This is a genomic window from Streptomyces cyslabdanicus, assembly GCF_052663305.1.
Window position 1 is genome coordinate 46,804 of record NZ_JBQRUW010000050.1, and the last position, 13,182, is coordinate 59,985.

Sequence of the window (13,182 nt, forward strand, 5' to 3'; positions counted from 1 at the left end):
CTCTGTTCCCCCTTCTTCTTCGTTCTCCGTACTGCTCTCTCACAAGGACGTGAACCTTCATGCGCAAGACCGCCAGATTCGCGGCGTCGGCCGCCGCCGGCCTGCTCGCCCTGTCCTCCCTCACCGCCTGCGCGAACGAAGCGAGCTCCACCTCCGACTCGGGCAGGAGCAAGGGCGAGGGCGAGCACGTCAAGATCATGGTGGGCGGCCTGGACAAGGTCATCTACATGCCCGCGATGCTCACCCAGCGCCTCGGCTACTTCGCCGACGAGGGCCTGGATGTCGAGCTGCTGAGCGAGCCCGCCGGCGTCCAGGCCGAGACCGCCCTCGTCTCCGGCCAGGTCCAGGGCGCCGTCGGCTTCTACGACCACACCCTGGACCTTCAGACCCACAAGAAGTACGTCGAGTCCGTGGTGCAGTTCTCGCACGCGCCCGGCGAGGTGGAGGTCGTCTCCAACAAGGCGGCGGACAAGATCACTTCACCGAAGGACTTCAAGGGCAAGAAGCTCGGCGTCACCGGCCTGGGTTCCTCCACCGACTTCCTCACCAAGTACCTGGCGGTCAAGAACGGTGTGAAGGTCAGCGAGTTCAGCCCGGTCGCCGTCGGCGCGGGGCCGACCTTCATCGCCGCACTCGAGCAGGGCTCCATCGACGCCGGAATGACGACCGATCCGACCGTCGCGACGATCCTGAAGAAGAAGGCGGGCAAGGTCCTCGTCGACATGCGCACGCCCGAGGGCTCGCAGGAGGCGCTCGGCGGCCCGTACCCGTCGTCCAGCCTCTACATGCAGACGGACTGGGTCAACAGTCACAAGGAGACCGTCCAGAAGCTGGCCAACGCGTTCGTCAAGACGCTCAAGTGGATGTCCACCCACAGCGCCGACGAGATCGCCGCCAAGATGCCCGCCGACTACTCCCAGGGCGACCAGGCGCTCTACGCGGAGGCGATCAAGAGCACGCTGCCGATGTTCACCACCGACGGCGTCATGCCCCAGAACGGTCCGGAGACCGTCGAGAAGGTGCTGAAGGCGTTCAACCCCAGCATCCAGAAGGCCGACGTGGACCTGAGCAAGACGTACACCACCGAGTTCGTCGAGAAGGCCGCGGGCTGACATCCGTAGGCAGGGGTCCCTCCCGGGGCCTGTTGCGAACAGGTCCCAGCCACGGCCTCAGGCGCGGGCCGCCCACACGTAACGGTGTTCCGGGCGGCCCGCGCCGCCGTACTTCAGCGTCAGCCGGGCCCGCCCGGTGCGCTCCAGGAACTTCAGACAGCGCTGGGCGGTCTGCCGGCTCACCCCGGTCCGTTCGGCGACCTCCTGGGCCGACAGGGGCCCGTCGGCCCTCATCAGGGTCCGGCGGACGAGTTCGGCGGTGGCGGGGGAGTGCCCCTTGGGCAGCCCGGGTCCCGGCGGCGCCGACAGCGCCCCGAAGAACCGGTCGACCTGGGCCTGTTCGGCCTCCCCGCCGTCGTCCAGGGCGCGGCGCAGCGCCGCGTACGCCTCCAGTCTGGACCGCAGCCCGGCGAAGGTGAACGGCTTGATCAGGTAGTGGAGCGCGCCGTGCCGCATCGCCGCCCGCACGGTCGACACGTCGCGGGCCGCCGTCACCATGATCACGTCGGTCAGGTGGCCGCGACCGCGCATCTCCCGCACGACCGACAGACCCGTGTCGTCGGGCAGGTAGTGGTCCATGAGGACCAGGTCCAGGCGCGGCAGCGTCTCCAGCCGGAGGAGGGCCTCGGCCGCGCTGTGCGCCTCACCGGCGACGCGGAAGCCCGGCACCTTCTCCACGTAGGCGGCGTTGACCCGCGCCACCCGGACGTCGTCGTCCACGACCAGGACCTCGATCACCGCTGCTCCTCGCCGGCCGCCGCGGCGGGGCCGAGGACGGCTGCTGGCTCCGGTTCCGGCTCGGCGAGCGCCTCGGGGAGGACGACCGTGAACTCCGCGCCGCCGCCGTATGCCTCGCCGACCGCGACGGTTCCGCCCTGCCGCTCGGCGAGCCTGCGCACCAGGGACAGACCGATACCGCGCCTGCCGTGCGCCGGCGGCTGCTTGGTCGACCATCCCTCCGTGAAGATCAGGTCACGCCGGCCCGCCGGGACCCCGGGTCCGGTGTCGCGCACCCGGAGCACGGCGGTACGTACCTCCGCGCGCAGCTCGACCTCCACGCGCGCGTGGGGGGTCGCCGCGACGGCGTCGAGCGCGTTGTCGACCAGGTTGCCGACGATCGTCACCAGCCCCCTGGGGTCGACGAGCCGGTCGGGCAGGTGCGTGCGGTCCGACAGCCACAGCGCGACCCCGCGCTCGGCCGCGACGGTCGCCTTGCCGACGAGCAGGGCGGCGAGCAGGGGGTCCTGGATCTTCTCGGTGACCTGCTCGGCGGTGGCCCGGTGGTCGCCGACCACCTCTCCGACGAACTCCACGGCGTCGTCGTACATCTCCAGCTCCAGCAGCCCGAGCAGCGTGTGCATGCGGTTGGCGTGCTCGTGGTCCTGGGCGCGCAGGGCGTCGATCAGGCCGCGCGTCGAGTCCAGCTCCCGGCCCAGTTCCTCCAGTTCGGTGCGGTCGCGCAGGGTGGCGACGGCGCCCCCGTCGTCGGTCGGCATCCGGTTGGCGACCAGGACGCGCTGCCCGCGCACGGTGAGCAGGTCGGTGCCCGTCACCCGCCCGGCCAGGACGTCGGTCGTACGGCCCTGGCCGAGCGCCTCGTCGAGCGACTGGCCGACCGCCGCGTCGTCGAGGCCGAGCAGCCGCCGTGCCTCGTCGTTGAGCAGCCGGATCCGCCCGCCGCGGTCCAGGGCCACGACCCCCTCCCGGATGCCGTGCAGCATGGCCTCGCGCTCGGCGAGCAGGGCCGCGATGTCCGAGAAGGCCAGGTCCCTCGTCTGCCGCTGGACCCGCCGGGAGACCAGCCACGCGGCCAGCGCGCCCACGGCCAGGGCGCCGCCGGCGTAGGCGAACAGGCCCGGGATGGCGTCGATCAGCTTGGCCCGCACGCTGCCGTAGGCGATGCCGACGGAGACCGCCCCCACGATGCGGTGGTCGTCGTCGTACAGGGGCACCTTTCCGCGTGCCGAGCGGCCCAGCGTGCCGGTGTCGATCTCCATGACCTTCCGGCCGGCCAGGGCCGTCGCGGGATCCGTGGACACGGGCCTGCCGATCTGCTCCGGATCCGTGTGCGACCAGCGCGTGCCGTGCATGTCCATCACCACGACGTACTCGGCGCCGGTCGCCTTCCGGATCCGCTCCGCCTCCCGCTGCACGGGCCCGTCGACGCTCGGAGCGGTGTGCTGGAGGTCCCGTGCGATCTGCCGGTTCTGGGCGGCGGTCTCGGCGATGGCGAGTGCCCGGCGCATCGCCTGCTCGTCCAGCTGGTGACCCAGCGGCGCGAGGAACAGGCCGGTCGCGAGCACGGCGACTCCCGCGGCGATCACCAACTGCATCAACAACACCTGCGAGAAGACACGTCGCGGCAGGCCCAGCCGCCGGCGGCGTGCGGGAGGAGAGGCGCTCATGGCCATGACAGTACGTCGGGGCGCGGGGGCTGCTCCCGGGTGTGGTGCGGATCTCCCGCCGTGCGCCTCGGTGGTCGTCCACGGCCGATGGGCCGTCAGCAGGCGAGCGGTGCGGTCGCCCGTTCGCGGACGGCGACGACCTCCATGCGTGTCGGCCCGCCCAGCAGCGAGGCGCCGCAGCTCTCCGGGTGCGGCGGCAGAGCGGCCCGCTGGACGACGGTCACATGCCACCGGCGTCCGTCGGCATGGGCGACGGTGACCTCCCAGCACGGCGCCGAGTCGATGGTGAGCAGGTCCTCGGTGCGCACGACGCTCAGCGCGTCCGCGCGGTACTCGCCCGCCGCCTCCCGCACCGCCAGTTCCGCGGCCTGCCCGGGCCGCTCCCAGGCCGTGCGGCCCCGGCAGCCCTCGAGGACCACCCGGCCCTCGCTCACGCCGTGCAGGACCTCCTTGGCCGCGTGGGCCTCGGCCCTGCCGTAGGCGTATCCGAACGGCAGTACGAGCAGCGTCGGCGAGAAGCGGTGGCCGCCCAGGTGCGTGACCTCCCAGACGTCCTGGACTCCGGAGGAGGCGAGCTCGGCCGCGAGGGGGCGGCCGAGGAGGGCGCAGCACTGGTCCCGCTTGCCGTTGGTGCACACCAGCGCGAGCGGATCACCTGTGTGGGGTTCGCCCCGCAGAGCGGCGTCGAAGGTGTGGTGGTCACCCTTGCCCAGGGCGGCGAAGTCGAGGGCCAGCAGGTCGTCCGGGTCGGTGGTCGTGGCGCTGTGCAGCCATACCTTTCCCGGGATGGTGTGGGCCGCGTACACATGCCGTACGGACCGTACGGGCCGGGTGCGGCGATCGGCGTGCCGCCCCGGACGGCGGATGAGCGCGACACGGACGCCGGTGCCCTGCACCGCGCGCTCCAGCGCACGCCCGAGCGCGGGGTCCAGGTGGCTCGAGGTGAGTGCCTTGGCACCCCAGGGGCCGGGCTGTTACAGCAGCAGCCAGGTCGTCGCCGTGGCCGCGGTGGCGGCCACCGGCTCGTCGAGCTGCCGGGAGGAGGTGGAGCACGTACTCACGCAGGTGAGCCTAACCTGACTCCGGCCGGAGCAGCGTCCAGCCCCCGGAGTGTTCTGCTCCGGATACCGCCGCGCCGACGGTTCGGCAGCCGTGACGCCCACGGCTCGTATCCTTGGTCGGCATTCCATCCTCGTACGTGCGCCGGTTCTTGAGCCGGCGCGCGCGTCGGCGTGAGAGAGGTCGCACGGTGAGTCAGCCGAGCCGGTACCCGAGTCCGAGTCGCAGCGCGGCGCAGATCCCGGTCGTGGTGCTCGCCGGATTCCTCGGCTCGGGCAAGACCACGCTCCTCAACCACCTGCTGCACCGCAGTGGCGGCAGCCGCATCGGCGCGATCGTCAACGACTTCGGGGCCGTCGAGATCGACGCCATGGCGGTCGCGGGAGCCCTCGGGGACTCGACCGTCTCCCTCGGCAACGGGTGCCTGTGCTGCGCGGTCGACGCCAGTGAGCTCGACGTGTACCTCGACCGGCTGACGAGTCCGGCCGCCGGTGTCGACGTCGTCGTCATCGAGGCCAGCGGACTCGCCGAACCCCAGGAACTCGTCCGCATGGTGCTGGCCAGCGACAACCCCAGGGTCGTCTACGGCGGGCTCGTCGAGGTCGTCGACGCCGTCGAGTTCGACGACACCCGCGCGAGGCATCCCGAGATCGACCGGCATCTGGCGCTCGCCGACCTCGTGGTCGTCAACAAGACCGACCGGGCCGGCGCCGGTGGGAAGGTGCTCGAACTCGTACGGACCCTGGCCGACGGGGCCGCCGTCGTCCCGGCCTCGTACGGCCGGGTGGACCCCGAGTTCCTCTTCGACTGCCGGCCGAGCGAGGAGCGGGTCGGACAGCTCTCCTTCGACGACCTGCACGTGCCCGACGCGGACGATGCCCACGACCACCATGCCGGGCATCCGCACGCCGGCTACGAGAGCCTCTCCTTCGTCTCCGACGTGCCGTTCGATCCCCGCCGGCTGATGCGGTTCCTGGACAGCCGTCCCGACGGGCTCTACCGGATCAAGGGGTACGTCGGCTTCGGCCCGTACGATCCGCGCAACCGGTACGCCGTGCACGCCGTCGGGAGCTTCCTGCGCTTCTACCCCGAACCCTGGCCGGACGGCGAGCCCCGCCTCACCCAGCTGGTGCTCATCGGTTCCGGCATCGACGCGGGCGCCCTCGGCAAGGAGCTGGAGGCGTGCAAGCGGGTCGCTCCGCAGACCGACGAACACGGAATGTGGGGCGTCCTGCGCTACGTCCGGGACCCCGAGCCCCACGACCCCACGATCCCGGCCCCGGACCCGGTCCTCGCGGACCCGCCCCCGGACCTGGTGGACCCCTCGGTCTAGACGAGCCTGGGCATCCTGGCCTCGGGTCTCGCGGGACCGGTCCCGCCCCGGTCCCGACCCTTCCGGTCCCGGTGCCGGGACCGGAAGGGGCCCTCGGGCTAGGCGGGGCCGGCCACCACCCCCACCGTCTTCGGCAGGGACACGCCCGAGCCGTCGCGGCGCGGGTCGATGTCCGGGAGTTCGGCCGGGCTGCCGTTCTTCTGGGCGGCACGGGCCGGGACCGGGCCCGCCCAGGCGAAGGCCAGGCAGTCCTCGCCCTTCAGGAGCCGCTGGCAGCGCACGCCGCCGGTGGCGCGGCCCTTGCGCGGGTACTGGTCGAACGGCGTGACCTTGCCCGTCGTCTGCACGGAGTCGTCCAGCGTGCCGCGCGAGCCCGCGACGGTGAGGACGATCGCGTCGGCGGCCGGGTCGACGGCCGTGAACGAGATGACCTTGGCGCCGTCGGCGAGCTTGATGCCGGCCATGCCGCCGGCCGCGCGGCCCTGCGGGCGGACCTGGGAGGCCTGGTAGCGCAGGAGCTGGGCGTCGTCCGTGATGAAGACCAGGTCCTCCTCGCCGGTGCGCAGCTCCACCGCCCCGACGATCCGGTCACCCTCCTTGAGCGTGATCACCTCCAACTCCTCCTTGCTGGAGGGGTAGTCGGGGACGACCCGCTTGACGACACCCTGTTCGGTGCCGAGCGCCAGGCCCGGCGAGGACTCGTCCAGCGTGGTCAGGCACACCACGGTCTCGTCGTCCTCCAGGGAGACGAACTCGGCCAGCGGAGCGCCGCCGGAGAGGTTCGGCGCCGACGCCGTCTCCGGCAGTTGGGGCAGGTCGACGACGTTCACGCGGAGCAGGCGGCCCGCCGACGTCACCACGCCCACCTCGCCCCGGGCGGTCGCCGGGACCGCCGAGACGATCACGTCGTGCTTGTGCCGCTTGCCGTCCGCGCCCGGCGGGAACGGCCCGGCGTTCGCCGTGCGGGCCATCAGGCCGGTCGAGGACAGCAGGATCCGGCACGGGTCGTCCGCCACCTGCAACGGCACCACGGCGGCCGGCGCGTCGCTCGCCTCCAGCAGCATCGTGCGCCGCGGAGTGCCGAACTTCTTCGCGACCGCGGCCAGTTCGGCCGAGACCAGCTTGCGCAGCTCGGTGTCCGACTCCAGGATCCGGGTCAGCTCCTCGATCTCCGCGGTGAGCTTGCTCTTCTCCGCCTCCAGCTCGATGCGGTCGAACTTGGTCAGGCGGCGCAGCGGGGTGTCGAGGATGTACTGGGTCTGCACCTCGCTCAGCGAGAAGCGCTCCATCAGGCGCTCCTTGGCCTGCGCGGAGTTCTCGCTGGCCCGGATCAGCCGGATGACCTCGTCGATGTCCACCAGAGCGGTGAGCAGGCCCTCGACCAGGTGCAGCCGGTCGCGCCGCTTGCTGCGGCGGTACTCGCTGCGCCGCCGTACGACGTCGAAGCGGTGGTCGAGGTAGACCTCCAGCAGCTCCTTCAGACCGAGCGTGAGGGGCTGCCCGTCCACCAGGGCGACGTTGTTGATGCCGAAGGACTCCTCCATCGGCGTCAGCTTGTAGAGCTGCTCCAGGACGGCCTCCGGCACGAAGCCGTTCTTGATCTCGATGACCAGCCGCAGTCCGTGCGCGCGGTCGGTGAGGTCCTTGACGTCGGCGATCCCCTGGACCTTCTTCGAACCGACCAGGTCCTTGATCTTGGCGATCACCTTCTCCGGGCCCACGGAGAAGGGCAGCTCGGTGACGACCAGACCCTTGCGGCGGGCGGTCACGGTCTCCACCGAGACCGTCGCGCGGATCTTGAAGGTGCCGCGGCCGTTCTCGTAGGCGTCCCTGATCCCGGACAGACCGACGATCCGGCCACCGGTGGGCAGGTCGGGGCCCGGGACGTGCCGCATCAGGGCGTCCAGGTCCGCGTTCGGGTGGCGGATCAGATGGCGGGCGGCCGCGATGACCTCGTTGAGGTTGTGCGGAGGCATGTTCGTGGCCATGCCGACGGCGATGCCCGAGGCCCCGTTCACCAGCAGGTTCGGGAAGGCGGCCGGCAGGGCCACCGGCTCCTGCTCCTGGCCGTCGTAGTTGGGGGCGAAGTCGACGGTGTCCTCGTCGATGGACTCCGTCATCAGGCCCGTGGCCTCGGCCATCCGGCACTCGGTGTACCGCATGGCGGCCGGCGGGTCGTCGTTGCCCAGCGAGCCGAAGTTGCCGTGGCCGTCGACCAGGGGGACGCGCATCGAGAAGGGCTGGGTCAGGCGCACCAGGGCGTCGTAGATCGACGCGTCGCCGTGCGGGTGCAGCTTGCCCATGACCTCGCCGACGACGCGGGCGCACTTCACGTAGCCGCGGTCGGGGCGCAGGCCCATCTCGTTCATCTGGTAGACGATGCGGCGGTGCACCGGCTTGAGTCCGTCCCGGGCGTCCGGCAACGCGCGGGAGTAGATGACCGAGTACGCGTACTCGAGGAAGGAGCCCTGCATCTCGTCGACGACGTCGATGTCGAGGATTCTCTCCTCGTACGAGTCGTCGGGCGGCGGGGTCTTCGTGCTGCGGCGGGCCATCGCTGCCGGCTCCTTGCTGAAGCGTGACGGGATCTGACGCCGACCATTGTGGACCGCCCGGCTGACAACCCGGACCACGCCCCGTCCCCACAGTGCGCGTTCCGGGGTCCCGTCCGGCCTCCGGGCCGCCCTCCCGCCCGTCCACGGCCGCCTCGCGCCCCGTCCCGCTCCCGGGTGCCGCCGGGGCGCGTCGCTTTCCGTCTCGCTCTCGGCGTACGGACCGTGGGAACTTCGCCAGGGGTCCGCACGCTTGCATACAGTGGCAGGACCGGCAGGAAAAGGGCGGTTCGCAGACCGCCACCGCGATCGAAGGGACGTACATGCCCAAGGGTCACACGGCCGCAGCCGAAGCAGGATCCGGCGGCCTGACAGCGACCGAGCACCGGCTGGCCAACGGCCTGCGCGTGGTGCTCTCCGAGGACCACCTGACCCCGGTCGCGGCGGTGTGCCTCTGGTACGACGTCGGCTCGCGCCACGAGGTCAAGGGACGCACCGGTCTGGCTCACCTTTTCGAGCACCTGATGTTCCAGGGCTCCGCCCAGGTCAAGGGCAACGGCCACTTCGAGCTGGTGCAGGGCGCGGGCGGCTCGCTCAACGGCACCACCAGCTTCGAGCGCACCAACTACTTCGAGACCATGCCCGCCCACCAGCTGGAGCTCGCCCTCTGGCTGGAGGCCGACCGCATGGGCTCCCTGCTCGCGGCGCTGGACGACGAGTCCATGGAGAACCAGCGCGACGTCGTCAAGAACGAGCGCCGCCAGCGCTACGACAACGTCCCCTACGGCACCGCCTTCGAGCGGCTGACCGCCCTCGCCTACCCGGAGGGCCACCCGTACCACCACACGCCGATCGGGTCCATGGCGGACCTGGACGCGGCCACCCTGGAGGACGCGCGCGCGTTCTTCCGCACGTACTACGCGCCGAACAACGCCGTCCTGTCGGTCGTCGGTGACATCGACCCGGAGCAGACGCTCGCCTGGATCGAGAAGTACTTCGGCTCCATCGCGTCCCACGACGGCAAGCCCGAGCCCCGCGACGGCTCCCTGCCCGAGGTCATCGGCAGGCAGCGGCGCGAGGTCGTCAAGGAGGAGGTCCCGGCCCGCGCCCTGATGGCCGCCTACCGTCTGCCGCACGACGGCACGCGCGCGTCCGACGCGGCCGACCTGGCGCTCACCATCCTCGGCGGCGGCGAGTCCTCCCGGCTCTACAACCGGCTGGTGCGCCGCGACCGCACGGCCGTCGCGGCCGGCTTCGGACTGCTGCGGCTGGCCGGCGCGCCCTCCCTGGGCTGGCTGGACGTGAAGACCTCCGGCGACGTCGAGGTGCCCGTCATCGAGTCGGCCATCGACGAGGAGCTCGCCCGGTTCGCCGAACAGGGCCCGACGGCCGAGGAGATGGAGCGTGCCCAGGCCCAGCTGGAGCGCGAGTGGCTGGACCGCCTCGGCACGGTCGCCGGCCGCGCCGACGAACTGTGCCGCTACGCCGTCCTGTTCGGCGACCCGCAGCTCGCCCTGACCGCCGTCAAGCGCGTCCTGGAGGTGACGCCCGAGGAGGTCCAGGAGGTCGCCAAGTCCCGGCTGCGCCCCGACAACCGCGCGGTGCTCGTCTACGAGCCGACCGCCGCCGACGCGCAGGACGACGCCCAGGACGCGGACGCCGCGGCCACCGACGAGACCGAGGAGGCGGCGAAGTGACCGAGCTCGCCACGATGGAGTTCCACCCCCAGCCCCGGGCCGGCGCGGCCAAGCCGTGGGCGTTCCCCGCACCCGAGCGCGGGACGCTGGACAACGGCCTGACGGTGCTGCGCTGCCACCGCCCCGGCCAGCAGGTCGTCGCCGTCGAGGTACTGCTGGACGCACCCCTGGACGCGGAGCCGGCCGGCCTGGACGGCGTCGCCACGATCATGGCGCGCGCCTTCTCCGAGGGCACCGACCAGCACTCCGCCGAGGAGTTCGCCGCCGAGCTGGAGCGCGCGGGCGCCACCCTCGACGCGCACGCCGACCACCCCGGCGTACGGCTGAGCCTGGAAGTCCCCGCCTCCCGCCTGGCCAAGGGACTCGGCCTGCTGTCCGACGCCCTCAGGGCGCCCGCGTTCGCCGACAGCGAGGTCGAGCGACTGGTGCGCAACCGGCTCGACGAGATCCCGCACGAGCTGGCCAACCCGGCCCGCCGCGCCGCCAAGGAGCTGTCCAAGGAACTCTTCCCGGCCGACGCGCGCATGTCGCGTCCGCGCCAGGGCACCGAGGAGACGGTCGGCGCCATCGACGCGGCGGCCGTGCGCGCCTTCTACGACCGGCACGTGCGCCCGGCCACGGCCACCGCCGTGGTCGTCGGCGACCTCACCGGCGTCGACCTCGACGAGCTGCTGGGCCGGACCCTGGGCGCCTGGACCGCCTCGCCCGCCAAGCCGCGGCCCGTGCCGCCGGTGACCGCCGACGACACCGGCCGCGTGGTCATCGTGGACCGGCCCGGCGCCGTCCAGACGCAGCTGCTCATCGGCCGGATCGGCCCCGACCGGCACGCCCGCGTGTGGCCCGCCCAGGTGCTCGGCACCTACTGCCTCGGCGGCACCCTCACCTCCCGCCTGGACCGCGTCCTGCGCGAGGAGAAGGGATACACCTACGGGGTGCGGGCGTTCGGTCAGGTGCTGCGGTCGGCCCCCGACGGGTCGGGCGCCGCGATGCTCGCCATCAGCGGCTCGGTCGACACCCCGAACACCGGCCCGGCCCTGGACGACCTGTTCACGGTGTTGCGCAAGCTCGCCGCGGAGGGCCTCACCGACCCCGAGCGGGACGTCGCCGTGCAGAACCTCGTCGGTGTGGCGCCGCTGAAGTACGAGACGGCGGCCGCCGTGGCCGGCACGCTGGCCGACCAGGTCGAGCAGCACCTGCCCGACGACTACCAGGCGACGCTCTACCAGCAGCTCGCCGCGACCGGCACGGTGGAGGCCACCGCGGCCGTCGTCAACGCGTTCCCGGTGGACCGTCTGGTGACGGTCCTCGTCGGTGACGCGGCGCAGATCAAGGAGCCCGTCGAGGCCCTGGGCGTCGGCCGGGTCGTCGTCGTCACGGCCGAGTAGAGGCCCGCCTCGCCACCGCCGAGCGCGGCGAGGGGCACACGCGCGCATGGGGCCCTGGTGACCGAAACGTCACCAGGGCCCTGCGTTGTCCTGAAGTTGTCCGAATTGAGGGGGAGGTTGCCTGTCTGCCCTGTGGTGTGCGCTACAAAACATCTGATCCGTTTGGGGATTGAAAGCGGTCCCGTCTAGCGTCGGTCCGGCTGTTCGTCGGGCAGTGCGCCGCGTCCGCGGCACCGGACAGTCATCGCCGAGTCCCCGTACGGCGCGAGCCAGGGGAGCCGGGGACCCACCGTCCCTGGGGTGAATCGGCCGTCCGCGCGCGACGCGCGGGGCCGTAGGAGACCTTCCTGCTCCGAACCCGTCAGCTAACCCGGTAGGCGACAGGGAAGGAAAGGACCCACGTCTCCATGGCGTTCACCCGCGCCGCCGGGAAGCACCGACGGCCGAGCCGGATGCACCGCACCACCGCCCGCGCGGCGGGCGTCGCGGCCCTGGCCACCACCGGTGTCATCGGCACGCTCACCGCCCCGGCCCTCGCCGCCGACGTTCCCGCCCTCGAGGACACCGGCCTCACCCCGGTAGTCACCCTCGGCGACAGCGTCGCCGCGAAGATCGAGGCCCAGGCCGTCGCCCAGCACCGGGCCGCCGCGCGCAAGCAGGCCGAGGCGGCCGCGCGCAAGAAGGCCGCGGAGCGGGCGGCGAAGGAGCGCGAGGCCAAGGCCCGCGCCGCCCGCGAGGCCGAGCGCAAGCGCCTCAACGCCTTCGTGGCGCCGATCCTCGACTCCTACATATCGACCGGCTACCGGGTCGGTGGCTCCCTGTGGTCCTCCGGCACCCACACCGGTGTCGACTTCCACGCCGCGAGCGGCACCCCCGTCCACGCGGTCGGCCTCGGCACCGTCGTCGACGCCGGCTGGGGCGGCGCGTACGGCAACCAGGTCGTGATCAGGATGGCCGACGGCATGTACACCCAGTACGGGCACCTGTCGTCCATCGCGGTCTCGGTGGGCCAGCGGGTCGTCCCGGGCCAGCGGATCGGCCTGTCCGGCGCGACCGGCAACGTCACCGGACCGCACCTGCACTTCGAGGCCCGTACGACCCCGGACTACGGCTCCGACGTCGACCCCGTGGCCTACCTCCGCAAGCACGGCGTCCACGTCTGATTCCCTGCGCCGACGCGGCGAAGCCGTGCCACCCGGACGGGGCGGCACGGCTTCGGTGCTTCACCGGTCCTGCCGGTCAGACCGTCTCGGGAAGCTCCTCGAGCCCCTCGGCGACCAGCTTGGCCAGCCGGTCCAGCGCGGCGTCCGCGCCGTCGGCGTCGGAGGCCAGGACGATCTCCTCGCCGCCCTCGGCGCCGAGGCCGAGCACGGCCAGCATGGAGGCCGCGTTGACGGGCGTGCCGTCGGCCTTGGCGATCGTCACGGGGATGCCTGCGGCCGTGGCGGCCCGGACGAAGATGGAGGCGGGGCGGGCGTGGAGACCCTCGGCCCAGCCGACGTTGACGCGGCGCTCAGCCATGTGTTGCTGCCCTTCAGGTGATCAGGGTTGTCTAGACCAGTTTTCCATATGTGGAACAGGTCCGGAGCGGCGCGTGCGCCGCTCCGGGTGGCATCGGACCGCGGCCTCGGTCCGATGG

Annotated in this window: 11 protein-coding genes and 1 riboswitch; of the genes, 6 read left to right on the plus strand and 5 right to left on the minus strand. The window is 72.3% G+C overall.

Annotated elements, in window-relative coordinates:
* Window positions 1–59: 59 nt before the first annotated feature.
* On the plus strand, window positions 60–1,112 hold the full coding sequence (locus tag ACTYVM_RS28575) for an ABC transporter substrate-binding protein (protein WP_445528717.1): 1,053 nt from the start codon (window positions 60–62) through the stop codon (window positions 1,110–1,112).
* Between the two features lie 57 nt (window positions 1,113–1,169).
* Here ACTYVM_RS28575 and ACTYVM_RS28580 read toward each other — a convergent pair whose 3' ends face one another.
* From ACTYVM_RS28580 to ACTYVM_RS28590, 3 genes are all read right to left on the minus strand, one after another.
* Window positions 1,170–1,850, minus strand: a complete 681-nt coding sequence (locus ACTYVM_RS28580; RefSeq protein ID WP_445528718.1) for a response regulator — start codon at window positions 1,848–1,850, stop codon at window positions 1,170–1,172.
* A complete protein-coding gene (locus ACTYVM_RS28585) occupies window positions 1,847–3,517 on the minus strand; it encodes an ATP-binding protein (protein ID WP_445528719.1) in 1,671 nt (556 codons plus the stop codon). Before ACTYVM_RS28585 ends, ACTYVM_RS28580 begins: the two co-directional genes overlap by 4 nt.
* A 95-nt stretch (window positions 3,518–3,612) precedes the next feature.
* Complete coding sequence (locus ACTYVM_RS28590; RefSeq protein ID WP_445528738.1) at window positions 3,613–4,449, minus strand: ferredoxin family protein; 837 nt, start codon at window positions 4,447–4,449, stop codon at window positions 3,613–3,615.
* A gap of 19 nt (window positions 4,450–4,468) precedes the next feature.
* Between ACTYVM_RS28590 and ACTYVM_RS28595 the strand changes: the two genes are divergently transcribed.
* Together ACTYVM_RS28595 and ACTYVM_RS28600 are read left to right on the plus strand one after the other, a co-directional pair.
* Window positions 4,469–4,597 carry a hypothetical protein gene (locus ACTYVM_RS28595; RefSeq protein WP_445528720.1) on the plus strand — a complete coding sequence of 43 codons (129 nt, stop codon included), beginning with the start codon at window positions 4,469–4,471 and terminating at the stop codon, window positions 4,595–4,597.
* 169 nt (window positions 4,598–4,766) lie between these two features.
* Window positions 4,767–5,909, plus strand: a complete 1,143-nt coding sequence (locus ACTYVM_RS28600) for a CobW family GTP-binding protein (RefSeq protein ID WP_445528721.1) — start codon at window positions 4,767–4,769, stop codon at window positions 5,907–5,909.
* 98 nt (window positions 5,910–6,007) lie between these two features.
* Here ACTYVM_RS28600 and ACTYVM_RS28605 read toward each other — a convergent pair whose 3' ends face one another.
* Window positions 6,008–8,464, minus strand: coding sequence for a DNA gyrase/topoisomerase IV subunit A (locus ACTYVM_RS28605; RefSeq protein ID WP_445528722.1), 2,457 nt, complete (start codon window positions 8,462–8,464; stop codon window positions 6,008–6,010).
* 320 nt (window positions 8,465–8,784) lie between these two features.
* Here ACTYVM_RS28605 and ACTYVM_RS28610 point away from each other — a divergent pair, with 320 nt between their 5' ends.
* The 3 genes from ACTYVM_RS28610 (at window position 8,785) to ACTYVM_RS28620 (ending at window position 12,706) form a co-directional block, all read left to right on the plus strand.
* On the plus strand, window positions 8,785–10,158 hold the full coding sequence (locus ACTYVM_RS28610; RefSeq protein ID WP_445528723.1) for a M16 family metallopeptidase: 1,374 nt from the start codon (window positions 8,785–8,787) through the stop codon (window positions 10,156–10,158).
* Window positions 10,155–11,543, plus strand: a complete 1,389-nt coding sequence (locus tag ACTYVM_RS28615; RefSeq protein WP_445528724.1) for a M16 family metallopeptidase — start codon at window positions 10,155–10,157, stop codon at window positions 11,541–11,543. The genes ACTYVM_RS28610 and ACTYVM_RS28615 overlap by 4 nt, the downstream gene beginning before the upstream one ends.
* A 235-nt stretch (window positions 11,544–11,778) precedes the next feature.
* Window positions 11,779–11,938, plus strand: a riboswitch (cyclic di-AMP (ydaO/yuaA leader).
* A 12-nt stretch (window positions 11,939–11,950) separates the two neighbouring features.
* Window positions 11,951–12,706, plus strand: a complete 756-nt coding sequence (locus ACTYVM_RS28620) for a M23 family metallopeptidase (protein WP_445528725.1) — start codon at window positions 11,951–11,953, stop codon at window positions 12,704–12,706.
* 76 nt (window positions 12,707–12,782) lie between these two features.
* Here ACTYVM_RS28620 and ACTYVM_RS28625 read toward each other — a convergent pair whose 3' ends face one another.
* Complete coding sequence (locus ACTYVM_RS28625; protein ID WP_400026754.1) at window positions 12,783–13,064, minus strand: HPr family phosphocarrier protein; 282 nt, start codon at window positions 13,062–13,064, stop codon at window positions 12,783–12,785.
* Window positions 13,065–13,182 lie beyond the last annotated feature (118 nt).

Bases quoted from the DNA above. Each gene is read 5' to 3' on its own strand.
- ACTYVM_RS28575 (WP_445528717.1), top strand. From the start codon at position 60: ATGCGCAAGACCGCCAGATTCGCGGCGTCGGCCGCCGCCGGCCTGCTC.
- ACTYVM_RS28585 (WP_445528719.1), bottom strand. From the start codon at position 3,517: ATGAGCGCCTCTCCTCCCGCACGCCGCCGGCGGCTGGGCCTGCCGCGA.
- ACTYVM_RS28605 (WP_445528722.1), bottom strand. From the start codon at position 8,464: ATGGCCCGCCGCAGCACGAAGACCCCGCCGCCCGACGACTCGTACGAG.
- ACTYVM_RS28610 (WP_445528723.1), top strand. From the start codon at position 8,785: ATGCCCAAGGGTCACACGGCCGCAGCCGAAGCAGGATCCGGCGGCCTG.
- ACTYVM_RS28620 (WP_445528725.1), top strand. From the start codon at position 11,951: ATGGCGTTCACCCGCGCCGCCGGGAAGCACCGACGGCCGAGCCGGATG.
- ACTYVM_RS28625 (WP_400026754.1), bottom strand. From the start codon at position 13,064: ATGGCTGAGCGCCGCGTCAACGTCGGCTGGGCCGAGGGTCTCCACGCC.